This window comes from Tritonibacter horizontis (assembly GCF_001518015.1).
Lineage (GTDB): Bacteria > Pseudomonadota > Alphaproteobacteria > Rhodobacterales > Rhodobacteraceae > Epibacterium > Epibacterium horizontis.
On sequence record NZ_LPUY01000077.1, the window covers coordinates 37979 to 63710 of the forward strand.

Genomic DNA, 25732 nt, shown 5'->3' on the forward strand with positions numbered 1-25732 from the left:
CCTCGCGCTCCCCGAGGTATTTGTGAAAAGATGAAGGCCGATCACTCGGTTTTTGGAAAGGATACGCGATGTATGAATTTGAGTTCGCACGACCCACGAGTGTCGCGGAGGCGGTGCAGGCGTTGGGAGCAGAGGAGGCACAGGCGCTGGGCGGGGGGCAGACCCTGATCCCGACATTGAAGCAGCGTCTGGCGATGCCGTCGGTTTTGGTGAGTCTGACCGGGATTGCCGAAATGACGGGGATCACCACGACGGGGGACGGGGCTGTCGAGATTGGCGGCGCGACCTGCCATGCGGATGTGGCTAAAGGTGCGGCTGCGGCCTATCCTGCGCTGGCCGCATTGGCTGGGCAGATCGGCGACCCGGCGGTGAGGAATCGGGGGACGATTGGCGGATCGCTGGCCAACAACGACCCGGCGGCGTGTTATCCGGCGGCGGCGCTGGCCTCTGGGGCGACCATCGTCACCAATGTGCGCGAGATCGCAGCGGATGACTATTTTCAGGGGATGTTCACAACTGCGCTGGACGAAGGAGAGATCATCACGTCTGTGAGGTTCCCGGTGCCGCAGGCTGCGAATTACCAGAAGTTCCTCCAGCCGGCCTCGCGTTTTGCGATGGTTGGTGTGTTTGTTGCCAAATTTGCTGAAGGGGTGCGGGTGGCGGTCACCGGGGCCTCGGAGGAAGGGGTGTTTCGTTGGAGCGAGGCCGAAGCGGCGCTGGCGTCGTCTTTTTCGCCCGATGCAATTGACGGTCTGACGGTCGCGCCTGACGGAATGATCGGCGATATTCACGGGACCAGGGCCTATCGTGCGCATCTGGTTGGCGTGATGACGAAACGGGCGGTAGCTGCGGCGGCCTGAGGTCGCAAGCGATCGTTAGAGACGCAAAAGCGCCGCAGGGGAGCCTGTGGCGCTTTTTTCGTTTCATCCCATGTGCCGAAGGGAGCAGGGGAACCGAGTGGCTCTGGTGGGGTGCCTCTGATGAGCGACCGCGGCGAATGAGCCTGGCGATTGGTCCCGACCGCGGTCAGGCGCGCAGGAATGTGGCGATGTTGTTGAGCAGGGACTGGGTGCGGTCGGCGAGCGTGCGGATTTCGGTCGCGATGACAGCAAAGCCCTTGCCCTGGTCGCCGATCCGGGCGGCCTCGATCGAGGCGTTGAAGGCGATGAGCCGAATGTTGCGCCCGACGGCTTCGGCGTTTTTGACCGCTTCGAGCATGTCGCCAGAGCGTTTTGCATCGCGGTCCCGCTGGGCCGCGGAGAGTTGCGCCACGAGGTCCTCCAGAAAGCGAGAGACTGTTGGCTCCAGATCGTAGAGGCAGAGCTCGGCCACCTTAGGGATGGCGCTGACGCGGGACATGACAGAGCCGTCGGTCCCGGCTAATGCGGCGTGCAGCGGCTGCAGCGCGCGCGCACAGGCAAGCCGCTGTGCGTCCAGGTCCGAGGGCAGGTGATAATCCCGGGCCTGCAGTTGATCGACCAGATCCTTGGACAGCATCTGATAGGCGTTTTCAATCCGGTTGGTGGAGAGTTTCAGCGCGCGTTCGCTTCGGTCATTGCCTGAGACTTCGCCATCCTGGTGCAGGAGCGCCACCAGCGACAAAGACGCGATCCGGCACGGGCCGATGGCCATGACGGCGGTGCTTTGGATATCGGTGAGGCTCATGCGGGCTCCGTCCTTGCGATTGTTGCAGTGATATTAGCCTGCTTAACCTTAAGGCTCTGATAATGAGGGTGCGCCTTTCGGGCCCGCACAGAAGCCTATTGAACCAAACCGCGATCCGCATGAAAAAACCCCGCAGGGTCCTGCGGGGTTCGATCGTTGTCTTTGGATGCCAGAGACGAGCAGGCGGGGTGCCTTACTTGGCGGGAAGCGGGCCAATCATCATGATCATCTGACGGCCTTCCATCTTCGGCATGTTTTCGATCTTGCCGATTTCCTTGACGTCCACGGCGACCCGCTCCAGAAGCTCACGGCCAAGATTCTGGTGCGCCATCTCGCGGCCTCGGAAACGCAGGGTGATCTTTACCTTGTCGCCGTTTTCCAGAAACTTGAATACGTTCCGCATCTTCACGTCATAGTCATTGGTGTCCGTGTTGGGACGGAACTTGACCTCTTTGACCTCGATGATCTTTTGCTTCTTGCGCGCTTCACTCTCGCGTTTCTGCTGTTCATATTTGAACTTGCCGTAGTCCATGATCTTGCAGACCGGGGGGGCGGCGTTGGGCGAAATCTCGACCAGATCCAGGCCGGCCTCTTCGGCCATCTGCATGGCTTTGGCAGGATGCACGACACCGACGTTTTCGCCGTCAGCACCGATCAGGCGAATTTCAGGAGAGCGAATTTTGTCGTTGACGCGCGGGCCGGTGTCACGGGTTGGCGGCGCGTTATGAGGTCTGCGAGCTATGGGTTCTATCCTTTGATAATTGCAGAATTTTGAGCCGGGAATTTAATGGGTGTCCAGCTGTCTTGCAAGCCAGAAACAGTGGCGTTTCCAACTGATTTCTGGACGTAAGCAGAACATTGCTATCCGACTGGTCTATGCAATGTAAACACAGGCGCCCGCGCTGGGAAGGCGCCTGTGGCGATATCCACATCTTTTTACGAACGGATCAGTCCAGAAAGGCCTTTTCCACCACAAAATGTGCCGGTTTGGAGTTTGCCCCCTCCTCCAGCCCATAGGTGTTTTCAAACAAATCCTTGAGTTCGAGGTTGAAGGCCAGGTTTCCGCAAATCATCGCCCGGTCGCTTTGTGGGTTCAGGGGCGGAACGCCGAGGTCGGCAAAGGCCTCTCCCGAGCGCATCAGATCGGTGATGCGGCCCATCTTGGCGCTCTCTTCGCGGGTGGTCGTCGGATAGTATTTGATCTTTTTCCAGAAGCCTTCGCCGATCACTTCGTTCAGAAGCTCGTCCGTTTTCAGGCTTTCGATCAGGTCGCGGCCATAGGTCAACTCGCCGGCTTCACGGCAGGTATGGGTGATGATGACCTCGTCGTAGTCCTCGTAGGTCTGCGGCTCGCGCAGCAGGGACGCAAAAGGCGCAAAGCCGGTGCCGGTGGCAAAGAACCAGATCCTTTTGCCAGGCAACAGTGCGTCATGCACCAGCGTGCCGACAGGTTTCGGGCGCAGGATGATCTCGTCGCCGACCTTGATGTGCTGCAGGCGCGAGGTCAGCGGGCCGTCCTGGACCTTGATCGAGTAGAACTCCATTTCCTCGTCCCAGCTCGGCGACGCGATGGAATAGGCGCGCAGCAGCGGCTTCACCTTGCCGGTTTTGGGATCGGGGTCGTTCATCAGGCCGATCATCACGAATTCGCCCGAACGGAACCGCAGCGAGGCAGGCCGTGTGACCCGGAAAGAGAACAACCGGTCGGTCCAGTGTTTGACTTCGGTCACCGTCTGGGCATCGGGCAGGGCGGGTTTGGCTTTTTCAGGTGCGGCGGCTTGGGGCGCTTGGTCGGTCACGGGGGCAATCTCGTTCATCATGTCTCTGCCGGGCGTCAGTCTGCCGGCTCCTCTGAGTAAGCGTTGATCCGGGTCAGGGAAACCCCACTGCGGCGAACTTGCGCAGTTTCGGCCCGGCATGGGGTGATGCGGGGCCGAAGAGGTCGCGACCTGACGTCGATAGGCTGAGCTGGCTTAACGCGCGGCGTTGGACTGTGCGCGCAGGCGGGCCTGATAGTTGTGGCTTTGCCAATTGGCGCGGAACAGCCACTGGTCCTCGGACTGGCGGGTGGCGAGATCGTCCGAGATTTCCACCTCGTCAAAGCCCACCCGGCGCGCCATGGCATATTGATCCGAGATCACATGCCCCTTGGCCCGCAGCCGCCCATCGTATCCCATCAGACGCAGCATGCGCGCAATGGTGAAACCACGGCCGTCGGCGAAAGACGGGAAATCCACGCGGATCATCTGGATGCCATCCAACTGGGTTTTCAGGCTGGCCGGGTCGGTGTCGGAGGTCAGGTCGAGCACATTTGCCCCCTCAAAGCCGCCGGTCCAGTCGTCGTGGGCAAAGCCCGTGTCGGTTACGATAACGCTCATGTTACTCAAGCTCCTGTACGGACGAATTTGCCATCCACCACGTGGATGCCGCATTCTTCCTTGTTCTGATCGCGCCAGCGGCCGGCGCGGGGGTCTTCGCCTTCCTTCACCGGGCTGGTGCAGGGGGCACAGCCGATCGAGGGATAACCCTTCGCCACCAGCGGGTGACGGGGCAGGCGGTTTTCATCCATATAGGCGCGCACGTCTTCGGGCGCCCAATGGGCCAGCGGGTTGATCTTGATCCGACCGGTCCCGTCCTCGACCTCAAAGAAATCGAGCGCAGCGCGGGTGCCGGACTGGAACCGCTTGCGACCGGTGATCCAGCCGTCGTAGCCGGCCAGCGCCTTTTGCAACGGGACGGTCTTGCGCAGCGCGCAGCAGGCATCGGTGTCCGAAAACCGCAAGGCGCCATAGGGATCTTTTTCGGCGATATCATCGGCCTTGATGACATGCACGTTCTTCAGGCCCAGCCGTTCGCTGACGTCCTGCTGATAGACCAGTGTTTCGGTGAACAGCAGTTCAGTGTCGACAAACAGCACCGGGACCATCGGGTCGATCACCGCCGCCATATGCAGCAGTACAATAGATTCCGCCCCGAAGGAGGAGACCAGGGCGACGTTGCCAGCATCGCGAAGGGCGCCCTCCATCACGGAGGTGGCAGAGTGGTGTTTGAACCGCGCGTTCAGCGCGGCCACCTTTTCTGCCAGGTCATCCCCGCCGCGCGTGGCGGCGGGAAGACCCTGAATGTCCTGGTCGATACGGGTCATGGCTCAGGCCACCTTTTTTTCAGAGGCCGGATAGAGCGCCGTCTTGAAGGGCTCCATGCCGACCCGGCGGAAGGTCTGAAGGAAGGTCTCCTCCGCACCATCACGCTGTGCAAGGTAGGTCTCCACGATGCGTTCCACCGCGGGGACGATCTCGTCATAGGCAAAACCGGGCCCGGTGCGGGTGCCGATGGCTGCCGTTTCGGTCGCATCACCACCAAGGGTGATCTGGTAGTTCTCGACACCAGCGCGATCCAGACCAAGGATGCCGATATGGCCAACATGGTGGTGTCCGCAGGCGTTGATGCAGCCAGAGATCTTGATCTGCAGGTGGCCCACGTCGTGCTCCATCTTCAGATCCTCGAACCGGGTGGCGATCTCCTGTGCGACGGGGATAGAGCGGGCCGTGGCCAGCGCGCAGTAATCCATGCCGGGGCAGGCGATGATGTCCGAGATCAGACCGATGTTGGCGGTGGCCAGATCGGCCGCCTTCAGGCGCGCGTGGATCGCGGGCAGGTCGTTCTTGTGCACATGCGGCAGAATGACGTTCTGTTCGTGGCTGATGCGCAACTCGCCATAGGCGAATTCTTCGGCGATATCCGCCATGGCGCGCATTTGTTCGGCCGTCGCGTCACCGGGAGTCGCGCCGTGTTTCTTGATCGAGATGGTCGCGATGGCATGACCCGGCGCCTTGTGTGCGGCGAGGTTGGTATCGGCCCAGGCGCGGAACACCGGGTCAGCATCATAGGCCGCGTCAAAGGCCTCGGTGCCGCCATCGCGGAAGGCTGGCGCGGCAAAGTGGCGCTTGATGTCCTCGAACAGTGCCTGATCGGCACCGCCGAAGGTCGGGCGGACCTGGGCAAAGCGCTCTTCGGTCAGTTCGCGGATCTTGTCCAGACCCAGCTCGTGCACGGTGATCTTGATGCGCGCCTTATATTTGTTGTCGCGTCGGCCCAACTGGTTCCAGACCGAAATCACGCTCTCGATATAGGGCAGCAGATCGTCTGCGGCGACAAAGTCATTCAGCACCTTGCCGATCATCGGTGTCCGGCCCAGGCCACCGCCGACCAGCACCTGATAGCCGACTTCGCCTTCTTCGTTCTTGACGATCTGCACGGCGAGGTCATGCGCCTTCAGCACCGCGCGGTCGTTGGATGCGCCAGAGACGGCGATCTTGAACTTGCGGCCCATGAACTGGAACTCGGGGTGGTCGGTGGACCATTGGCGGATCAGCTCCGCAATGGGGCGCGGGTCTTCGATCTCATCGGCGGCAGCGCCGGCGAAATGGTCGGCGGTCACGTTGCGGATGGTGTTGCCGGAGGTCTGGATGGCGTGCAGGTTCACCTCTGCCAGCGCGTCGAGCATATCCGGCACGTCGCGCAGTTTGGGCCAGTTGTACTGGATGTTCTGGCGGGTGGTGAAATGGCCATAGCCCTTGTCCCATTTCTGGGCCAGCAGCGCCAGCGCGCGCATTTGATCCGGGTTCAGCGTACCATAGGGGATCGCGACCCGCAGCATATAGGCGTGCAGCTGGAGATAGAGGCCATTCATCAGGCGCAGCGGCTTGAACTCGTCCTCGGTGAGGGCGCCGTCGATACGGCGCTCGACCTGGGCCCGGAACTGGCGGTTCCGCTCGGCGAGGAAGGCGGCGTCGAAGTCGTTATACTTATACATCTGCGGTGGCCTCCTGTTTGCCATGGTCATAGTTCGAGGGTCCGGTGCGACGGAACTCCTCGCGGAAATGGGTCGGTTCTGGACCGTTTGCGCCGGCCTTGGCGTCAGCGAGATAGGGGCCAACCGCGATTTTCGGCTGGCTTTGCGCTTCGAGCAGGCGCAGCTGGGCGTCGGCTTCGTCGGTGATCAACTCGGCGGCGCTCAGGCTGCGGGTCCAGCTGTTGTCGGCGGTGAGATAGATGACGTCCCCTTCAAGAAGGTCATTCGCGGTCACCACTTTGGGGGTAAAGGCACGGGCCATCAGGCAAGCTCCATCTGAATGTGTTTTGGGGCGGCAGCGGCAGCGCGCGGCGCCAGCCCGAGGAATGTCAGTGCGGGACCGGCAAAGGCAGCATCAGCCAGGTCGGTCGGCAAGCGATCAAGGGTGGTGGCGAGGATGCGCTGATCGGCGCGGGAGGCATTCTCCACCACGGTGACAGGCGTGGTCCGGTCGGCGCCATGCATCAACAGGCGTCCCTGCACGAACCGCGCGGACTTCTTGCCCATGTAGACGGCGGCAACCTCGCCCGGACGCGCAAGCTGTGCCCAGTCGTGGTCCGCGAACCCCTTCATGTCGTGCCCGGTAAGGAACCGCACCGAGGAATTGCGCCTCCGTTGGGTCAGGCTCTGACCGATGGCGGCGACAGCGGCCGATGCGGCGGTGATGCCCGGAAGGATCTGAGTGCCGATGTCGGCCGCCTCGCAGGCGCTCAGTTCCTCGTCCAGACGGCCGAACAGGGTCGGGTCGCCCGATTTGAGACGCAGCACCTTGCGGCCCGCCTTGGCGTGATGCACCAGACGGTCGCAAATGTCGTCCTGCGCCATGGAGGGGCCGAAACCTTCTTTGCCGACGTCCTCAAGGATCGCATCGCCGTTTGCCATCGCCATGATCTCGTCACTGACCAAGCGGTCGTAGAGGATCACATCCGCCTCCAGCAGCGCCTTGGCCACCTTGAGCGTCAGGAGATCGGGATCCCCCGGGCCGGAGCCGGCAAATGCGACGACGCCCGGGCACATCACAGCCGTCGCCCCGGTGAGGGACGGCAGGGAAGCAGGGATATGGCTGATGTCGCGTGGCATTGGCGGATCCGTTTCTGGTGTTTGACTTGTGACTAGATATAGGAAATATTCCCATGTGACTGCTATATGCGTCGGTGAAAAAGGACATGCGTCCCGGCGTAGCGAATGCAAAAGACCGGACGTCCTCAGCTTGGGAGAATTTTGGAATGGCAGTGCGGATCGACGGCACGGATCGGAAAATCCTGGCGGAACTGCAGCGCGATGCAGGCCAATCTTTGGACGAAATCGCGCGTCAGGTTGGCAGTTCCAAGACCCCAGTGTGGAATCGCATCCGGAAATTGCGCGAGGCGGGCGTGGTCGGAACCCAGACCATGATCCTTGATGCCGAGGCGCTTGGCTTTGAGGCTTGCTTCTTCGTGCTGATCCGCACTTCAGAGCATGAGGCCGACTGGCAGGCGAAGTTTCTCAAGGCGTTGCAGGAACGCCCCGAGGTACAGGAAGCCCACAGGCTGGCAGGCGACATCGACTATATTCTGAAGGTGCGGGTCAAGAACGCCCGCGCCTATGACAAGTTCTATCAGGCCTTGATCTCCGAGGTGCGGGTGCACAATGTCACCGCGCTTTTGTCGATGGAAGAGATCAAATCGACCACTCATCTGCCGCTGGAACAGATCCGGGTCGATTGACCCCTCGCAAGGCCGCCTGGCCCATGCGCCTCTGAGCGCCCCGCCCCAGGGTGGTCCATCGCGGTCTCTAGGACTGGGTGACCATCAGCTGGGTCAGGCCGTGAAAATGATAGGTGTTGGAAAATTCCGGCGCCGCGGCCAAGGCGAGGTTCGGACAGCGGGCAAACAAGATCGGCAAAGCGATTTCCATCTCGAGCCGGGCCAAGGGGGCGCCGACACAGAAATGGAGACCGCCACCGAAGCTCTTGTTCACCTTGGCGGGCCGGGAGGGATCAAACAGATGCGGGGTGTCCAGGGCGTCGGGATCGCGGTTCGCCGCCGCCAACATCAACGCCACCTGATCACCGCGCTGGAAGGTATGGCCAAAGACCTCGACCTCCTCATAGGCATAGCGGGTGAACATATGCAGCGGCGGATCAAAGCGCAAAATCTCTTCGACCAGGCCGGAGATGCCGTCGGGCGTCAGCCAATTCGTATCCCAGCCCTGTTCCAGCATGGTTTTGACGCCGTTCCCCAGTGAATGCACAGTGGCCTCGTGCCCGGCGTTCAGCAGCAGGATGCAGGTGCCGATCAGCTCGTCCGTAGACAGGCTTTCGCCATCTTCTTCGGCCTGGATCAGGCGGGTGATCAGGTCTTCGCCCGGTGTCTTGCGGCGTTCTTCGACATAATTGGTGAGGAACTCGGTGAATTCCTGACTGGCCTTGGCGGCGGCATGCTCGGTCTCGGTTGTTTTGGAGGCCTGATACATCGCCACCATCTTGTGCGACCAATCCAGAAGCTGCGTTGACATCGTTTCCGGCACACCCAGAAGACGGCAGATCGCAACCACCGGCACCTGTGTGCAATAGGCGGTCAGCAGATCGAAGGGCTCAGACGCGGGGAAAGCGTCGATCAATCCGTGGCAGAGCGTTTTCAGTCCCGGCGACAGAGCCTTGATTTCACGGCTGGTGAAGGCACGCAGCACCAGCTTGCGCAACCGGGTGTGGCGCGGCGGTTCGGCATCCAGCAGCGAATGGGCTTCGACGTGGAGGAATGGCGCCAGGTGGGCGGGGCCTTCTGTCACCATTTCCTGGGGAATTTCACGTCCGAACCGGCGGTCGCGCAGCAGCATGTGAACGGTATCATGCCCAAAGGCGGCCATCATCTTGTAGTCTTGCCAGTAGACCAGCTTTGCCTGAGCGCGCGCGGCGTCATAGAACGGATAGGGCATCTGGACAAAGTCCGGCTCGGTCGGGGATTGGAACACTGTCTTCATAAGACAAGCTTTTTGCCGAGGTCACTGGTCTTGGCAAGGGGGGCTTTGCTATTGTGCGCGAATGATTGACGCACGTTATCCCCGTCTGGCCCTGGTTTTGGGCGTCGCCTTCGCAATCGTGGGCCTGTCTGTTGCGGTCTGGTGGTCCGGCTATCGTCAGGCCCTGACCGCATTGGGGGACCGCAGCGCATCGGATTTGGCCCTGGCCTCTGATCGCGTCAGCACCCAGTTGCAGATCTACCGCGAGCAGGCGGTTCTGACTGTGGACCATCCGGTGTTTCAGACGTTGGACAACCGGGTCGGCCGACGTCTGGCGACGCAGATGCTGCGGGAGCAGGCTGACAAGACCGGGGCGTTGGATGTTTTCTATGCCGACGCCAGTGGACAGGTGCTTGCCGCCGCGCAGGGGGTCGCTGGCGACAATGTGGCGGGGCGGGGATACTTCAGACGCGCCATGCAAGGGGCATTGGGGGCAGAGCCGATGGTGCTGCCGGGCGGCAGCGACCAGCGGGCCTATTTCTTTGCCGCCCCGGATTTCGGTCCCGACGGTCGGGTCAGCGGCACGCTGGTGGTGGTGGCAAACATCGAAGAGGTCGAACAGACCTGGCGCGGATCCTTGCCGGCGGTCTATTTCACCATCGAGGACGGTCGTGTGTTCATGTCCAACCGGTCAGAGCTTTTGTTCTGGCAGCGCAACGGCGACAGGCCGGGCCTGTTGCCTGTTGGCGGCGATGCGTTGCCGTTGCAGGTGCGCCAGATTGGCGTTCACGAGATCTGGCAATTGGGGTGGAGCCCTTACCTGCCGGGAGAGGCGCTGCATCTGAGCATCGCGCTTCCGGCCATCGAGATGCAGGGCGAGATCCTGGTCGATGTGGCCCCGGCCCGGCGCATTGCGACGCTACAGGCGATGGCGATGGCGGCTGTTTGCCTTGCGTTCGGAACCATTCTCTTTCTCGCGGCGGAGCGGCGCCGAACCCTGGCCGAGGCCAATGCCGCGCTGGAATTGCGGGTGGAGGGCCGCACCCGCGCGCTGTCCGAGGCAAACCAGCAGCTGCGCCGCGAGGTCCGGGAACGCCAAGACGCCGAGGCGGCGCTGAAACGGGCGCAGGCGGACCTGGTGCAGGCGGACAAACTGTCGGCCCTCGGTCAGATGTCGGCGGGGATCAGCCATGAGCTGAACCAGCCGTTGATGGCGATTCAGCAGTTTGCCGAAAACGGCCAGGCATTTCTGGCCCGCAACCGGACGGACAAGGCGGCCGAAAACCTGACCCGCATTGCGCAGATGTCCGCCCGGATGGCGCGGATCATCAAGAACTTGCGCGCCTTTGCCCGCAACGAAAGCGAACCGGTTGGTCGGGTGGACCTGGTGCAGGTCATCAATGCGGCGGTGGAGCTGACGGAGTCCCGGTTGCGCGACCAGGGCGTTGTCCTGGATTGGCGCCCGGATGCGGTGGGGCCGGTTTTCGCACGGGGCGGAGATGTACGGCTGACACAGGTTTTTGTCAACCTTATCAACAATGCAGCCGATGCGATGCTGGAGCAAAACGAGCGACGCATTTGCATTGCGATCAACACTGGCGCGCGGTTGAACGTTACGGTGCGCGACATTGGTCCCGGCCTGAAAGAGCCCGAAAAAGTGTTTGAACCCTTTTATTCGACCAAGGCTGTCGGCAGCTCCGAGGGCATGGGGTTGGGCTTGTCGATCTCCTACGGGCTGGTGCAGAGTTTCGGCGGCAATATCCGCGGCGCCAACGCTGAAACGGGCGCGGAATTCACGGTCGAGCTGGACTACTGGAAAGAGGAAAACGCCGCATGAGCGCCGGTGACATACGCAAGATCCTGTTGGTTGATGACGATGCCGCCGTCCGGGAGGCCCTGAGCCAGACGCTTGACCTCTACGATCTGGAGGCCCTCACTGCGGGGTCCTTTGTTGCGGCCAAGGATCAGATCACCCCGGAGTTCAGGGGGGTGATCCTGTCGGACATGCGGATGCCGGGCCGTGATGGGTTTCACCTGCTGGCCTACGCGCAGCAGGTCGATGCGGAACTGCCGGTCGTGCTGCTGACCGGCGAAGGTGACATCCCCATGGCGGTCCGAGCGATGTCGGAAGGGGCCTTTGATTTTCTGGAAAAGCCTTGTGCCACAGTCACGTTGAAGGCGGTTCTGGAACGGGCCCTGCGCACGCGGGCGCTGGTGCTGGAAAACCGCCAGCTGAAGACGCAACTGGAACGCGGCGACCCTGCGGCGCGGATGCTTTATGGCACCTCGCCGCAGGCGCACGAGCTGCGGGCGCGGGTGCGCTCGGTTGCGCCCACGGATGCCGAGGTGCTGGTCAGCGGGCCGCCCGGCAGCGGTATCCCAAAGGTGGCTGAAGTCGTGCATCTGATGTCGCGGCGCGGGCAGCGTGCCTTTGTCAAACGGCCCTGCGCCGGCTTGACGCCTGACGCATTCGAGGCCCTCTGCCAAAGCGCTGAGGGCGGATCCCTGTTTCTGGATGAGTTGTCCGCGATGCCGGAAGAGACGCAGTTCGCGGTGCTTGAGCAGCTGGAACAGGGTGGGGCGGTCCGGATCATTGGCGGATCGTCCACTGATCTTGCTGCGCCGGTTGCGTCGGGAAAATTCAATGCAGAGCTGTTCTATCGACTTGATGTAATGCGGGTCCGCATTCCCTCGCTTGCGGAACGGCGCGACGATATTCCGGTTCTGTTTCAGCACTACGTCAGCCAGGCGGCAGAACAGGCCGGGATTGATGCACCGGACATCAGTCCGGATTTCCTGGCCGGCCTGATGGCGCAGGATTGGCCCGGAAATGCGCGCTCGCTGATGTCGGCGGCGATGCGGTTTGTGCTGGGCATGCCGGACGAGGTCACGGAAGCAGGCGATCTTGGGCTGGGGGAGCAGATGGCACAGGTCGAACGTTCCTTGTTGATCGCGGCCCTGGGCCGACAGAACGGTCGCGCCTCGGCGGCAGCGCAGGCGCTGAAGCTGCCGCGCAAGACGTTTTATGACAAGCTGGCGAAATACGGGATTCGTCCCGAGGACTATCGCCGTTGACATGTGCGAAAATCCGCACAAACGGGGGTGAAGACTGTGCGGGTTTCCGCACGGATACTGCCCCGCCGCTTATTTTCGAGGTTGGAAATTAATCTAGGCATCTGAAAGAAAACGATTTTCAAGAGAAATTCAGGCGGAGGAAAACGCGTCTTGAGCGGATCGCCGCCTTAACCAATTCTGGCGCCCTAGCCTGAGGTGCTGCCTCGGCTAGGCAGAAAACAGATTCTTGGGAGGATCACATGAAATTTTTGACTGCAGCCGCCACCGCGCTGGCTCTGACCGTGACTGCGGGCGCCGCCTCCGCCGATGCCTGCGACGATGGGGAAATTGTTGTAAAATTCAGCCATGTCACCAACACCGACAAGCACCCCAAGGGGATTGCCGCGTCCCTGCTTGAGCAGCGTGTCAACGACGAGATGAACGGCACGATGTGCATGGTCGTCTATCCGAACTCGACGCTGTATGATGACAACAAAGTGCTCGAAGCGATGTTGCAGGGCGACGTGCAACTGGCCGCGCCGTCCCTGTCGAAGTTCGAGAAATTTACCAAACAGTTCCGTCTGTTCGATCTGCCGTTCATGTTCAAGAACATCGACGCCGTCGATGCGTTCCAGGCGTCGGACAACGGTCAGGCCATGCTGGACAGCATGCAGCGCCGTGGTCTTCAGGGGCTGGGTTACTGGCACAACGGCATGAAGCAGATGTCGGCCAATAAGCCGCTGCTGATGCCCGAAGACGCCAATGGTCTGAAGTTCCGCGTTCAATCCTCTGACGTGCTTGTGGCCCAGATGGAAGCAATCGGCGGCAGCCCGCAGAAAATGGCCTTTTCCGAAGTTTACGGTGCCCTGCAGCAAGGGGTTGTGGACGGTCAGGAAAACACTTGGTCCAACATCTACGGCCGCAAGTTCTTTGAAGTTCAGGATGGCGTGACCGAAACCAACCACGGCGCGCTGGACTATCTCGTCGTGGCTTCCGTTGATTGGCTCGACAGCCTGGATGCCGACGTGCGCGATCAGTTCCTCACCATCATGAGCGAAGTGACCGACGCGCGGAACTCTGAATCCACCAAGGTCAACAACGAAGCCAAAGAGGCCATCATCGCTGCAGGTGGCACCGTGCGTCAGCTGACACCTGAACAGCGTCAAGCATGGGTCGATGCGATGAAACCGGTCTGGGAACAGTTCTCCGGTGACGTCGGCCAGGACATGATCGACGCGGCTCAGGCCATCAACGCCGGTCTGTAATCCAAATCTTGTGCGGAGCGCGCCACAGCTGTGCGCTCCGACACCTCGGCGTCCCCATGGTGCGGTCGCCACATCCTATCCTTAAAAACTGGGGAGACGACTATGTCGGGGGCAAAAGCCAACCCGTCGGGGTTTATTCATACGCTTGAAGAAACCATGATCGCGTTTCTGATCGGCTGCATGACGATTTTGACATTCGCCAATGTCATCGCGCGCTATATCTTCAATTCCAATATCCTTTGGGCGCTGGAGCTGACAGTGTTCCTGTTTGCCTGGCTTGTGTTGTTGGGTGCAGCCTATGCAGTCAAAGTGCACGCCCACCTTGGCGTCGATGCGATCATCAATCTGCTTCCGGCTGGGCCACGCCGTATTGTCGGCCTGATTGCCGCCTCTGCCTGTCTCGCCTTCTCTTTGCTGATGCTGAAAGGTGCCTATGATTATTGGTCGGTCTTTGCCGATTTGCCCCCGACAACAGGGCGATGGTTTCCGACCGGTTTTGATCTCAAGGCCCGCAGCCAGAGTTTCTACGAAGTTCAGGACGTGCCGATGATCGCGCCGCTGCGCTTCCTCGAGGATCTTATCAACTACGGCGATTCCTATGAGAAACTGCCAAAGGTGGTGCCTTATGTGGTGCTGCCCTTGTCGATGCTGTTGTTGGTTGGGCGCTTTGTTCAGGCTGCTGTGCAAATTCTACGCGGTGACACGGACCGTCTGGTCGCAAGTCATGAAGTTGAAGACGAACTCGAAGCGGTTCGCGCACAGAATGAGGGCTCCAACTGATGGAAGTTGTCCTGCTATTTTCGCTTGTCATCGGCCTGTTGCTGATCGGGGTTCCGATCGCGGTATCGCTCGGGCTCAGCTCAACCCTGTTTCTGTTGTTCTTTTCAGACAGTTCGTTGGCCTCTGTGGCGGGGACGTTGTTCCAGGCCTTTGAAGGGCACTTTACCCTGCTGGCGATCCCCTTCTTTATCCTCGCGTCGAGTTTCATGACCACGGGCGGCGTTGCCCGCCGGATTATCCGGTTCTCCATCGCTTGTGTGGGGCATCTTCCGGGCGGGCTGGCGATTGCCGGTGTCTTTGCCTGTATGCTGTTTGCGGCTCTGTCAGGGTCGTCTCCGGCGACTGTGGTTGCAATCGGTTCGATTGTGATCGCCGGGATGCGCCAGGTTGGCTACTCCAAGGAATTCGCGGCCGGTGTGATCTGTAATGCGGGCACGCTGGGCATCCTGATCCCGCCCTCCATTGTGATGGTGGTCTATGCCGCTGCAGTCGAGGTTTCGGTCGGTCGGATGTTCCTGGCCGGTGTGATTCCGGGGCTGATGGCCGGCATCATGCTGATGGTGACCATCTTCGTGATGGCCAAGGTCAAAAACCTGCCCAAGGGCGAGTGGCATGGTTGGGGCGAAGTCTTTCAGTCCGCGCGGGACGCCGGGTGGGGCTTGTTCCTGATCGTCATCATTCTCGGCGGTATTTATGGCGGCATTTTCACCCCGACAGAGGCGGCAGCGGTGGCGGCGATCTACGCCTTTTTCATCGCCTGTTTTGTGTACAAGGACATGGGCCCGCTGTCGAACGGCGAAGGACTGGCCAAGACGCCGCTGCTGCGGAAACCTCATGCCTTGCTGACGGCGTTTTTCCACCCGGATACCAAGAAAACACTGTTTGAGGCGGGTAAACTGACGGTCACGCTGCTCTTTGTGATCGCCAATGCTTTGATCCTGAAACATGTGCTGACCGACGAACAAATACCGCAGCATATCGCCAATGCGATGTTGTCGGCGGGCTTCGGGCCAGTGATGTTCTTGATTGTGGTGAATGTGATCCTGTTGATCGGCGGGCAATTCATGGAACCCTCCGGGCTGTTGGTGATCGTGGCGCCGCTGGTGTTTCCGATTGCGATTGAACTGGGGATCGACCCGATCCATCTCGGCATCATCATGGTGGTAAACATGGAGATCGGCATGATCACACCGCCAGTTGGTCTGAACCTGTTTGTCACCTCGGGTGTGGCGGGCATGCCGATGATGGCGGTTGTGCGGGCCGCATTGCCCTTCCTCGCCGTACTCTTCGTGTTCCTGATCCTGATCACCTATATTCCGTGGCTGTCGACGGTGCTGCCCAATGCGATTATGGGGCCGGAGATCATTACGAACTGATCGGGGACCAGAGTTGATTGAAATGCAAAACGCCCGGAGCGACAGCTCTGGGCGTTTTGGCTTTTCGGAAACGGGGCAGGGCCTCAGCTGGCCGCAAGGGCCGCAATGATGGCGCCGAAATCCGCCGCCTTGAGGCTGGCACCGCCGACCAACGCACCATCAACGTTTGGCACCGCGAAAATTTCGGCGGCGTTGGATGGTTTGACGGATCCGCCATAAAGCAGCGGAATGTCGGACCCCGCCGCGCCGAACCGGTGCTCCACGGCGCGGCGCAGGGCGGTGTGGACCTCGCCAATCTGCTCCAGGGTCGGGACCTTGCCGGTTCCGATGGCCCAGACCGGTTCATAGGCCACCACGGTATTGGCGGCTGTGGTCACATCCGGAAGCGAGCCTGCAAGCTGGCGTTCGACCACGCTCAGGGTCTGGCCGGTTTCACGTTCCTCGAGGGTTTCACCGATGCAGATCACCGCACAAAGACCGGCAGCAATCGCCGCTTCGGCCTTGGCGCGAACCGTCTCGCTGGTTTCACCGTGGTCGGTCCGGCGCTCCGAATGACCGAGGATCACATAGGTTGCACCCGCATCGCGCAGCATGTCGGCGCTGATATCACCGGTGTGGGCGCCGCTGGCCACGGCATGGCAGTCCTGGCCGCCAATGGCGATCCCACCGGCCAGAGCGGCAGCACGCGACAGCAAGGTCGCCGGTGGGCAGATCAAGATGTCGACGGAGTTGGGCAGATCCTGACCTGCCAGGGCCTGCAGCTCCGTCAGATTGCCGCCGGTGCCGTTCATTTTCCAGTTGCCTGCCGCCAGTTTGCGCGCCATGTCGCCCCCCTATCTATCTGGTTGTGTCGTTGACCGATTTGGTAGCACCGCGGACAGGGCGGAGCAATCAAAGCCCTTGGCGGATGCAAAAAAGGGTGGCGCGGGGCCACCCTTGGGTCGATGTCTGAAAGGCCTGCCCGCGGTCTATTCCTCGCCCACCTTGAAGCTGATCGACTCGCCGCAGCCGCAGGCCTCTGCCACATTCGGGTTGTTGAACTTGAAGCTGGACTCCAGAAGCGAGACTTCATAGTCGATTTCGGTCCCGAACAGAAACATCTGCGCCATCGGCGCGATCAGGATCCGTGCGCCGCCCTGTTCCACCACTTCGTCGTTGGGATCAGCCTCTTCGACATAGTCCATAGTGTATTCCATGCCCGCACAGCCGCCTTTCTTGACGCCGATCCGCAGGCCTGCGTGGCCCGCGCTTTCCATCAGCTTGGAAATCTGCGTGGCGGCGCGCGGGGTCATGGTGACGGCTTGTTTGCCGGGAATACCGAACATTGTAGGCTCCGTTTCGTTCTAAACGTAACGTAGGGGGTGGAAAGGCGCCCCACAAGGGGGGCGGGCGATCACAGGGTTTTGTGCTTACATGAAGCCAAGTTCAAGCCGGGCTTCGTCGGACATCATATCCATGCCCCATGGGGGTTCCCAGATCAGTTCCACGTCGACGCTTTTGACGCCATCGACGGGGGAAATGGCATCGACAATCCAGCCCGGCATTTCACCCGCGACGGGGCATCCGGGCGCGGTCAGGGTCATGATGATCTTCACGTCGTTTTCGGACGAGATATCAACGGTGTAGATCAGGCCAAGCTCATAGATATTCACCGGAATTTCCGGGTCATAGACAGTCCGGCAGGCCTCGACCACCGGTTCGTACAGCGGGTGGGACACAGAGGAGGGCGCGATCAGGGGGGCGCCTTCGAGTGGTTCGGATGCGTTGGTCATGTGGCTCTCGGTCTGGTTATCTGAGTATTTATATAGGAAACCTGTCCGCCGGGGTCCAGTCCACGATGCGCATATCCTCTATGACACAGGCCAATTGCGACCGGGATCGGACGTCTTTCGCGGGCGTTCAATCATTTATGTCATGTTGGAAGGTTTTGACCTGGCCGTCGCCGAGGCGAAATTTGCGTCTGAGGCCAAGCCAGGCCGCGAGTGACAGAGCGGCAAAGATCAGCAGGAGCAAGGGCAGGCCGAGGCCGCTGGCCAGCCAGACGATGACAGCAACGCCGACCGCGCCAATCGCGAAACCGAGAAAGATGAAACCGGGCAGCAGGATTTCAATCATGGCAAGGACCAGCGCCAGCGCCAACCAAGCCCACCAAAAGGTCCAGATCGCCGCCATCAGGGTTTGCCTTTCAGCATTTTGAACGCATCGCCAAAGGCCTCGATCGCCTGGGCCGGCACGATGATGGTCTGCTTGCCACTGCCATTCCCAAGCGCATTCAGCGCTTCCACCTGTTTCAGTGCGACCTGATACTGGGCGGCGGCAAGACCGTTTTCTGCGATGGCCTTGGCAACGACCTCAGTCGCAAAAGCCTCTGCCTCGGCTTGGATGCGGCGCGCTTTGGCGGTTTGCTCGGCGGCATAGAGTTCTGCATCGGCAGACAGTTCAACGGCGCGTTTCTTGCCTTCGGCTTCCGTCACATGTGCGCGACGGGCGCGCTCCGCATTCAGCTGCTGCAACATGGCATCGCGGGTGGCCTGATCCAGGTTCACATCCAGGATTTCGGCGCGGGTGACTTCGATCCCCCAGTCGTCCACGGCGCTTTCAACGCTGTGCTGGATCTGACCGATCAGTTGCGAGCGGTTGGATTGTACCTCGTCCAGGTCCATCTTGCCGATCTCTGCCCGCACAATGCCGGCCACCGTCGTGGCGATGGCCCCGTCCACGTCCCGGATCCGGTACACTGTCTTTTCGGGTTCCAGAATGCGGTAAAACACCGAAGTATCGATCTGTACCAGCACGTTGTCCCGGGTGATGGCGTCCTGACTGGCATTGGGCAACTGGCGTTCCAGGATGGAGACCCGGTGGCGGACAACGTCGAGAAAGGGCACGATAAAGTTGATGCCGGGTCCAAGCACCGACAACAGGCGGCCAAAGCGTTCGACCACAAATTTCTCGGATTGGGGCACAATGCGGATGCCCTTGAAAACGACGATAATCAGCAACAGCGCCCCGAGGATATAAAGCAGATTACCGGAAAGGGCGTTGAAAATGTCTTGGTCGGTCATCGGCGCGGATCCAATCTGAAACTATATGGCGGGAAACGTCCCCCCTGACCGGATGAAGGTCAAGGGGAAAGCTCAGGTCGTGGTTTCAGATCCGCAGCGTTTGCAGCCGTGGCTCAGTCCGACGGGGCATCCAGGGCTTTGCGATTGCGCAACGGGGTTGGCCGGACATTTGCCTCGATCTCATCATGGATCAGCGCGGCGATGTCTTTCTTGGATGTCTTTTCAATGCCTTCCAGACCGGGCGAGGAGTTCACCTCCAGCACCTTCGGGCCGGTTTCAGAGCGCAGCAGATCGACACCTGCCACCCCGAGGCCAAAACAACGCGCCGCCCGGATCGCGGTGGAGCGTTCCTCTTTGGTGATCCGCACGCTGACCGCACTGCCGCCGAGATGCAGATTGGAGCGGAAATCCCCGTCTGCGCCCGAGCGTTTCATCGCGGCAACCACCTTGGAGCCGACCACGAGACAGCGGATGTCGACCCCGGCGGCTTCCTTGACGAATTGCTGCACAAGAAAGTTCGCCTTCAGGCCGCGAAACGCCGTGATGACGGATTCTGCGGCTTTTTTGGTTTCGGCCAGCACCACGCCCTTGCCTTGGGTGCTTTCCAGCAGTTTCACGATCAACGGGGCGCCGCCGACGATGTCGATCAGCGCATTGGTGTCCTTGGGCGAGGCCGCAAAGGCGGTGGGCGGCATGCCAATCTTGTAGCGGGCCAGCAATTGGTGGGCATGCAGCTTGTCGCGGCTCGCGGTGATACCGGCGCTGCCATTGACGCAATAGGTCCCAAGTGTCTCGAACTGGCGCAAAAGTGCTGTGCCATATTGGGTGATCGAGGCCCCGATCCGCGGGATCACGGCGTCGTACCGTGGCAGGCGTTTGCCGTCATAGTGGATTTCGGGGGCCAGAGAGTTGATCGACATATAGCAGCGCGTGGTGTCGATCACTTCGACCGAATGGCCGCGTCGCTCGCCTTCTTCGACCAGCCGGCGGGTGGAGTAGTTGTCTTCGCGGCTGAGCACCGCAATGCGCAGCGCCCGGTTCGGGGCGGTTTTGCGGATCGCGGGGGTGGCGTAGACGGAGTAGTCCAGCTCCGGCTGGCAATAGCGCTCGGACGGCACGATAGAGATATTCTCGTTCAGCGCCTGACGGCCCAGCAACATGTGCAAAGCCATGCCGCGCCGGTCTGTCAGTGTGACCTCGACGGGCCAAGTGTCGCCGCCGATCTCCAGGTTGGTCTCGATCACATAGCGCAGTTCGCGGTCGCCGTTGGACGAAATGACCTCTCGGCGATCCTTGATCACGGCGGAGCAGGGGATCAAAAGATCGTCGCTGCCGGGAATCGGGTGCACGGTAAAGCGGACCTTGGGCGCCGATTGGGGGCCGAAGGTTTCGATGTCTGTGGCATGAAGCGCCGACGTTCGCGCGCCGGTATCGACTTTTGCGCGCAGGGCGGGCAGTCCGAGTTCCGGTAACTTCACCCATTCCTCCCATCCCAGACGCAGGTTCGGGTTCGGGTCATTGGTGGACATGGGGACGTCTCCTTGGCATTAGGTGGGAATCACCGGGGTTGCGGTGGCCGCAGTGACGCAGGAACATGAGATGGCAGAGCTTTTCAACTTTGAAATGTCCGCACAGGACGGCAAGGCCCGGACCGGGGTGATCCATACGCCGCGGGGCGACATCCGCACGCCGGCCTTTATGCCGGTCGGAACGGCCGCCACGGTCAAGGCGATGATGCCCGAAAGCGTGCGCGCGACGGGGGCGGATATTCTGCTGGGCAACACCTATCATCTGATGCTGCGCCCTACGGCAGAGCGGATTGATCGGCTGGGCGGATTGCACAAGTTCATGAATTGGGACCGTCCGATTCTGACCGATTCCGGCGGATTTCAGGTGATGTCCCTGGCCGGGCTGCGCAAGCTGACGGAACAGGGCGTGACCTTCAAATCCCATATCGACGGGTCCAAGCACGAACTGACGCCAGAGCGCTCGATGGAGATTCAGCGGCTTTTGGGGTCCGACATCGTGATGTGTTTCGATGAATGCCCGGCCTTGCCTGCGGATCGTGACCGCATTGCCGAGAGCATGCGCCTGTCGATGCGGTGGGCGGAACGGTCGCGCGATGCCTTCGGCGACCGTCCGGGGCACGCGCTGTTTGGCATTCAGCAAGGCGGGCTTGAAAAAGACTTTCGCGAAGAAAGTGCCGCGGCGCTGACCAAGGTCGGATTTGATGGCTATGCGGTCGGCGGACTTGCGGTGGGCGAGGGGCAGGAGGCGATGTTCTCCTGTCTGGACTATGCGCCGGACATGCTGCCCATGGACAAACCACGTTACCTGATGGGCGTCGGCAAGCCGGATGACATTGTCGGCGCAGTGGCGCGCGGCATCGACATGATGGACTGCGTGTTGCCGTCCCGCTCCGGCCGTACGGGTCAGGCCTTTACCCGTCACGGCGTGGTCAATATCAAGAACGCCAGGCATCAGGATGATCCGCGCCCCTTGGATGAGGGCTGCAGTTGTCCGGCCTGCCGACAATATTCGCGTGCGTATCTGCACCACGTATTCCGGTCGAACGAGATGATCTCCGGTATGCTTTTGACATGGCACAATCTGCATTACTTTCAGGACATCATGGCGGGCATGCGAGAGTCAATCGCAGCGGGCACATTCGCGGCCTGGCAGGCGGATTTCCACGAAACGCGTGCGCGAGGCGATATTGAGCCGCTGTGACCCGAGCGGTCGCGCGGGCTGATATCTTTCCTGTCACATGGGTGTGAACAAACGCGTTGCGTGAAGATCTCGCAAAAGGATAATTGCGGGCCTGACAGGGCAGGGGCGTCGCGGGGCGGGTCCGTGCCAAGACGCCGAAAACAAAGCTTTACCCGACCTTTGCCCGCGTTAGTCTTATGGTTACCTCAGTTATAAAACCGCCCTTGTGGTTGCCGGGGCATCGGGGCATGCTGATCCCAAATCTTGAGGCAAGACGGTTGAATATGTCGCGCCGTCAGACCAGATAATAATTCGAGTGAGGAGACGACCGAGGTTGCCGAAGGATCGGGACCTGGCCGTCTTGCCAAGAAAAAGGACCGAGTATGCAAGAGCCTCTCAATTCCTCTTACCCCGTACTGCCGCTGCGCGATATCGTGGTCTTCCCCCACATGATCGTGCCGCTGTTCGTGGGCCGGGAAAAGTCGGTGCACGCCCTTGAAGAGGTGATGGCAGATGACAAGCAGATCCTGCTGTCCAGCCAGATTGACCCCTCAGAGGACGACCCGGATCACGACGGTATTTACCGGACCGGTGTTCTGGCCAACGTATTGCAGCTGCTGAAATTGCCGGACGGCACCGTCAAGGTGCTCGTTGAAGGTCAGGCGCGGGTGCAGATCACTGAATTCCTCGACAATGACAACTTCTTCGAGGCGCGCGCCGAGGCGCTGGTGGAAATGCCAGGCGATGTGACCACCACAGAGGCGCTGTTGCGCGCCGTCGGCGATGAATTCGAACGCTACGCCAAAGTGCGCAAGAACATCCCCGAAGAGGCGCTGACGGCCGTCGGCGAAACCACTGCCCCCGCAAAACTGGCGGATCTGGTCGCCGGTCATCTCGGGATCGAGGTGGATCGCAAGCAAGAGCTGCTGGAAACCCTGCCCATCAGCGAGCGGCTGGAAAAGGTCTATGCCCTGATGCAGTCCGAACTGTCGGTGCTGCAGGTCGAGAAAAAGATCAAGACCCGCGTCAAGACCCAGATGGAAAAGACCCAGCGCGAATATTATCTGAATGAGCAAATGAAAGCCATTCAGAAGGAGCTGGGCGACGGCGAGGATGGCGCCGGCGAAATCGCAGAGCTGGAAGAAAAGATCGAGGCGACGAAACTGTCGAAAGAGGCCCGTGAAAAGGCTGATGCCGAGATCAAGAAGCTCAAGAACATGTCGCCGATGTCTGCCGAGGCCACAGTTGTGCGCAACTACCTGGATTGGATGCTGTCGATCCCGTGGGGCACGAAATCCCGCGTGAAAAAGGATCTGAACCGCGCCCAGGACATTCTGGACAAGGACCACTACGGTCTGGAAAAGGTCAAGGAACGCATCGTCGAGTATCTCGCAGTACAGCAGCGCTCGGCCAAGTTGAAAGGCCCGATCCTCTGCCTCGTCGGCCCTCCGGGCGTCGGCAAGACCTCGCTCGGGAAATCTGTGGCAAAGGCAACAGGTCGCGAATTTATCCGCATCTCCCTTGGGGGTGTGCGCGACGAGTCTGAAATTCGCGGTCACCGCCGGACCTATATCGGTTCCATGCCGGGCAAGATCGTTCAGGCCTTGAAAAAGGCCAAGACGACAAACCCGCTGATCCTTCTGGACGAGATCGACAAGATGGGTCAGGACTTCCGGGGCGACCCGGCCTCGGCCATGCTCGAAGTGCTTGATCCGGAACAGAACTCCACCTTTGTGGACCATTACCTTGAGGTCGAATATGACCTGTCGAACGTGATGTTCCTGACCACCTCGAACAGCTACAACATGCCCGGCCCGCTTCTGGACCGGATGGAGATCATCCCGCTGTCGGGCTATACCGAAGACGAGAAGCGCGAGATCGCCAAGCAGCATCTGGTCAGCAAACAGGTGAAAAACCATGGCCTCAAGGCCAAGGAATTCGAACTCTCGGACGAGGCACTTACCGAGATCATTCGCACCTACACCCGCGAGGCTGGCGTGCGGAACCTCGAACGTGAAATCGCCAAGGTCGCGCGCAAGGCCCTGACCTCTATCGTCAAGAAACAGGCGGAAACCGTTTCGGTTACGCCCGACAACCTTGATGATTTCCTCGGTGTTGCGAAATATCGCTACGGTCTTGCCGAGATGGAGGATCAGGTTGGTGTGGTTACCGGTTTGGCCTATACGTCCGTCGGCGGCGAACTTCTGTCGATTGAGGCCTTGCGTCTGCCAGGCAAGGGCCGGATGAAAACTACCGGCAAGCTGGGCGATGTGATGAAGGAATCCATCGAAGCGGCTAGCTCTTATGTGCGCTCGGTCTCACCGCGACTGGGGATCAAACCGCCGCGCTTTGACAAGTGGGACATCCACGTGCACGTCCCAGAAGGCGCGACGCCCAAGGATGGTCCTTCGGCCGGGTTGGCCATGGTGACCTCGATCGTGTCGGTTCTGACTGGCATTCCCGTGCGCAAGGACATCGCCATGACGGGCGAAGTGACCCTGCGCGGCAACGCCTTGGCCATCGGCGGCCTGAAAGAAAAACTGTTGGCAGCCCTGCGCGGCGGGATCAAAACTGTACTGATCCCGAAGGAAAACGAAAAAGATCTGCCGGAAATTCCTGACAACGTGAAGGAAGGACTGGAGATCATCCCGGTGGAGAACGTCTCCGAAGTGCTGAAGATTGCGCTGGTGCGTCAGCCAGATGCAATCGAGTGGGACGAGGAAGCAGAAGAAGCAGCCGCCGCAGCCGCCGCATTGCAGGGCGGCGACGCCAGCAATGCGACCGCTCATTGATCCTGCTCGATCTAATCTGACATGGGCGCGCCCGGCGCGCTATTGAGCACTGAAAATAGCAAACGAGCGGCACCATTCGGGCCGCTCGTTTTCCATTTCATGACGGCGCGCTTGCGTCAGGCTGCGGCGACCTTGGCGATGATCCCATCGACCGTGCTCACGGCAACGGTGTCAGGGCTGACGTTCTGGGCGGTCGCTTCGGTCAGGATCTTCGACAGGGTGCGGTCCAGGGCTGTCAGTTTGTCAGCTACAAATCCCGGCCGGTCCGAGATCGTCAGGATCTCTGTCGCGACATTGATAATGCCGCCGCCATTGGCGACAAAATCAGGTGCATAAAGTATTCCCCGCCCATGTAGCCGCGCTGCATCCTCAGATGTGGCCAGTTGGTTGTTCGCCCCACCGACAACCATCGAAACCCGCAGCTGCGGAATGGTCGCGCTATTGAGCACACCGCCGATGGCGCAGGGGCAGAAGATATCCGCCTGCGTAGCATAGATGGCCTCCGGCGCAACGGTGGTCGCATCGAATGCGCGGGTTGCGGCGTCAACCCGTTCAGGGTCCATGTCCGTTACGGTCAGCTCCGCTCCGGCCTCCCGCAGCAATTGTGCCAGATGCCAGCCGACATGCCCCAACCCCTGCAAGCTGACACGTCGCGCGGACAAATCCTTGTGCCCATGACGTCTGGAATGCGTTGTCAGAATCGCGTTGAAAATGCCCCGCGCTGTAATCGGAGAGGGGTCGCCGCTGGCGAATGTCCCCGTGGGAAGGCCCGCGACATATGCCGTTTCGGTTGCGATTTGCGCCATATCTTCGGGGGTCACCCCCATGTCTTCGGCGGTGTAATAGCGTCCGTTCAGTGTCTCCAGCGCCCGTCCGAACGCCCGCAGCAGGGCCGGTGTTTTCTGAGTGGCCGGGTCCGCAAGGATCACCGCCTTGCCGCCCCCCAGCGGCAGACCGGCAGCCGCGTTTTTATAGGTCATGCCGGCGCTCAGTCGGCAGACATCCTCCAGCGCGGCGTCAAAACTGGGGTAGGGGCGAAAACGCAGACCGCCGGCCGCGGGGCCAAGCTTGGTGGAATGCAGCGCGATGATGCCCAAGAGACCGCTCTCTGGATCTTCGACGCGGTGGATCTCTTCATGGGTTCGGGATGGAATTGGTGTGATTTTCATGGACTGCTCCTCCTGCCTCGCCCCCAGTCTATTCGCCTCAACGTGCAGAAAATCACCAAATTGGT

25 protein-coding genes are annotated in these 25732 nt (G+C 60.6%); 9 read left to right on the forward strand and 16 right to left on the reverse strand.

What is annotated here, in order from left to right; genetic code table 11:
• Window positions 1-68: 68 nt before the first annotated feature.
• Window positions 69-860, forward strand: coding sequence for an FAD binding domain-containing protein (locus TRIHO_RS14340; protein ID WP_068245041.1), 792 nt, complete (start codon window positions 69-71; stop codon window positions 858-860).
• Window positions 861-1026: 166 nt separating this feature from the next.
• Here the strand turns inward: TRIHO_RS14340 and TRIHO_RS24310 are convergent, their stop codons facing one another.
• From TRIHO_RS24310 to cobA, 8 genes are all read right to left on the reverse strand, one after another.
• Entirely contained in the window at window positions 1027-1665 is a 639-nt protein-coding gene (locus TRIHO_RS24310) for a methyl-accepting chemotaxis protein (RefSeq protein WP_068245042.1), read from the reverse strand.
• A 193-nt stretch (window positions 1666-1858) separates the two neighbouring features.
• A complete protein-coding gene (gene infC, locus TRIHO_RS14350; protein ID WP_456300660.1) occupies window positions 1859-2449 on the reverse strand; it encodes a translation initiation factor IF-3 in 591 nt (196 codons plus the stop codon).
• 163 nt (window positions 2450-2612) lie between these two features.
• A complete protein-coding gene (locus tag TRIHO_RS14355) occupies window positions 2613-3482 on the reverse strand; it encodes a ferredoxin--NADP reductase (RefSeq protein WP_068245208.1) in 870 nt (289 codons plus the stop codon).
• 156 nt (window positions 3483-3638) lie between these two features.
• Entirely contained in the window at window positions 3639-4043 is a 405-nt protein-coding gene (locus tag TRIHO_RS14360) for a DUF934 domain-containing protein (protein WP_068245045.1), read from the reverse strand.
• Window positions 4044-4048: 5 nt separating this feature from the next.
• Window positions 4049-4810 carry a phosphoadenylyl-sulfate reductase gene (locus tag TRIHO_RS14365; RefSeq protein WP_068245048.1) on the reverse strand — a complete coding sequence of 254 codons (762 nt, stop codon included), beginning with the start codon at window positions 4808-4810 and terminating at the stop codon, window positions 4049-4051.
• A gap of 3 nt (window positions 4811-4813) precedes the next feature.
• The gene (locus TRIHO_RS14370) at window positions 4814-6481 is read right to left on the reverse strand and encodes a nitrite/sulfite reductase (RefSeq protein WP_068245051.1); all 1668 of its coding nucleotides are present in this window, start codon (window positions 6479-6481) and stop codon (window positions 4814-4816) included.
• Window positions 6474-6782, reverse strand: coding sequence for a DUF2849 domain-containing protein (locus TRIHO_RS14375; RefSeq protein ID WP_068245054.1), 309 nt, complete (start codon window positions 6780-6782; stop codon window positions 6474-6476). The genes TRIHO_RS14370 and TRIHO_RS14375 overlap by 8 nt, the downstream gene beginning before the upstream one ends.
• Complete coding sequence (gene cobA, locus TRIHO_RS14380) at window positions 6782-7600, reverse strand: uroporphyrinogen-III C-methyltransferase (protein WP_082705148.1); 819 nt, start codon at window positions 7598-7600, stop codon at window positions 6782-6784. The genes TRIHO_RS14375 and cobA overlap by 1 nt, the downstream gene beginning before the upstream one ends.
• Window positions 7601-7746: 146 nt before the next feature.
• Here cobA and TRIHO_RS14385 point away from each other — a divergent pair, with 146 nt between their 5' ends.
• On the forward strand, window positions 7747-8226 hold the full coding sequence (locus TRIHO_RS14385; protein WP_068245057.1) for an Lrp/AsnC family transcriptional regulator: 480 nt from the start codon (window positions 7747-7749) through the stop codon (window positions 8224-8226).
• A gap of 67 nt (window positions 8227-8293) precedes the next feature.
• Here the strand turns inward: TRIHO_RS14385 and TRIHO_RS14390 are convergent, their stop codons facing one another.
• Window positions 8294-9481 carry a cytochrome P450 gene (locus TRIHO_RS14390; protein ID WP_068245060.1) on the reverse strand — a complete coding sequence of 396 codons (1188 nt, stop codon included), beginning with the start codon at window positions 9479-9481 and terminating at the stop codon, window positions 8294-8296.
• Window positions 9482-9542: 61 nt separating this feature from the next.
• Here TRIHO_RS14390 and TRIHO_RS14395 point away from each other — a divergent pair, with 61 nt between their 5' ends.
• From TRIHO_RS14395 to TRIHO_RS14415, 5 genes are all read left to right on the forward strand, one after another.
• Window positions 9543-11297 (forward strand): sensor histidine kinase, encoded by a 1755-nt coding sequence (locus tag TRIHO_RS14395; RefSeq protein WP_068245062.1) that lies wholly within the window; start codon window positions 9543-9545, stop codon window positions 11295-11297.
• Window positions 11294-12535, forward strand: coding sequence for a sigma-54-dependent transcriptional regulator (locus tag TRIHO_RS14400; RefSeq protein ID WP_068245065.1), 1242 nt, complete (start codon window positions 11294-11296; stop codon window positions 12533-12535). Before TRIHO_RS14395 ends, TRIHO_RS14400 begins: the two co-directional genes overlap by 4 nt.
• A gap of 239 nt (window positions 12536-12774) precedes the next feature.
• Window positions 12775-13779 carry a DctP family TRAP transporter solute-binding subunit gene (locus TRIHO_RS14405; RefSeq protein WP_068245067.1) on the forward strand — a complete coding sequence of 335 codons (1005 nt, stop codon included), beginning with the start codon at window positions 12775-12777 and terminating at the stop codon, window positions 13777-13779.
• A 102-nt stretch (window positions 13780-13881) separates the two neighbouring features.
• Window positions 13882-14559 (forward strand): TRAP transporter small permease, encoded by a 678-nt coding sequence (locus TRIHO_RS14410; RefSeq protein WP_068245070.1) that lies wholly within the window; start codon window positions 13882-13884, stop codon window positions 14557-14559.
• Window positions 14559-15935 (forward strand): TRAP transporter large permease, encoded by a 1377-nt coding sequence (locus tag TRIHO_RS14415; protein WP_068245072.1) that lies wholly within the window; start codon window positions 14559-14561, stop codon window positions 15933-15935. Before TRIHO_RS14410 ends, TRIHO_RS14415 begins: the two co-directional genes overlap by 1 nt.
• 83 nt (window positions 15936-16018) lie before the next feature.
• On the opposite strand, the gene tpiA is transcribed toward TRIHO_RS14415, so the two are convergent.
• The 6 genes from tpiA to rimK form a co-directional block, all read right to left on the reverse strand.
• Window positions 16019-16759: a triose-phosphate isomerase gene (gene tpiA / locus TRIHO_RS14420; protein ID WP_068245075.1), complete on the reverse strand. Its 741-nt coding sequence runs from the start codon at window positions 16757-16759 to the stop codon at window positions 16019-16021.
• Window positions 16760-16903: 144 nt separating this feature from the next.
• A complete protein-coding gene (locus tag TRIHO_RS14425) occupies window positions 16904-17260 on the reverse strand; it encodes a HesB/IscA family protein (RefSeq protein ID WP_068245078.1) in 357 nt (118 codons plus the stop codon).
• An 84-nt stretch (window positions 17261-17344) separates the two neighbouring features.
• Window positions 17345-17707 (reverse strand): SUF system Fe-S cluster assembly protein, encoded by a 363-nt coding sequence (locus TRIHO_RS14430; RefSeq protein WP_068245081.1) that lies wholly within the window; start codon window positions 17705-17707, stop codon window positions 17345-17347.
• Between the two features lie 127 nt (window positions 17708-17834).
• The gene (locus TRIHO_RS14435; protein ID WP_068245084.1) at window positions 17835-18107 is read right to left on the reverse strand and encodes an NfeD family protein; all 273 of its coding nucleotides are present in this window, start codon (window positions 18105-18107) and stop codon (window positions 17835-17837) included.
• Complete coding sequence (locus TRIHO_RS14440) at window positions 18107-18997, reverse strand: SPFH domain-containing protein (RefSeq protein WP_068245086.1); 891 nt, start codon at window positions 18995-18997, stop codon at window positions 18107-18109. Before TRIHO_RS14440 ends, TRIHO_RS14435 begins: the two co-directional genes overlap by 1 nt.
• Before the next feature lie 113 nt (window positions 18998-19110).
• Window positions 19111-20526, reverse strand: coding sequence for a 30S ribosomal protein S6--L-glutamate ligase (gene rimK, locus TRIHO_RS14445; protein WP_068245090.1), 1416 nt, complete (start codon window positions 20524-20526; stop codon window positions 19111-19113).
• Window positions 20527-20596: 70 nt separating this feature from the next.
• On the opposite strand from rimK, the gene tgt reads away from it, so the two are divergent.
• Window positions 20597-21727, forward strand: coding sequence for a tRNA guanosine(34) transglycosylase Tgt (gene tgt, locus TRIHO_RS14450; protein WP_068245213.1), 1131 nt, complete (start codon window positions 20597-20599; stop codon window positions 21725-21727).
• A gap of 362 nt (window positions 21728-22089) precedes the next feature.
• The gene (lon, locus tag TRIHO_RS14455) at window positions 22090-24498 is read left to right on the forward strand and encodes an endopeptidase La (RefSeq protein WP_068245093.1); all 2409 of its coding nucleotides are present in this window, start codon (window positions 22090-22092) and stop codon (window positions 24496-24498) included.
• Between the two features lie 116 nt (window positions 24499-24614).
• On the opposite strand, the gene TRIHO_RS14460 is transcribed toward lon, so the two are convergent.
• Window positions 24615-25667, reverse strand: coding sequence for a Glu/Leu/Phe/Val family dehydrogenase (locus tag TRIHO_RS14460; RefSeq protein WP_068245095.1), 1053 nt, complete (start codon window positions 25665-25667; stop codon window positions 24615-24617).
• Between the last annotated feature and the right edge of the window lie 65 nt (window positions 25668-25732).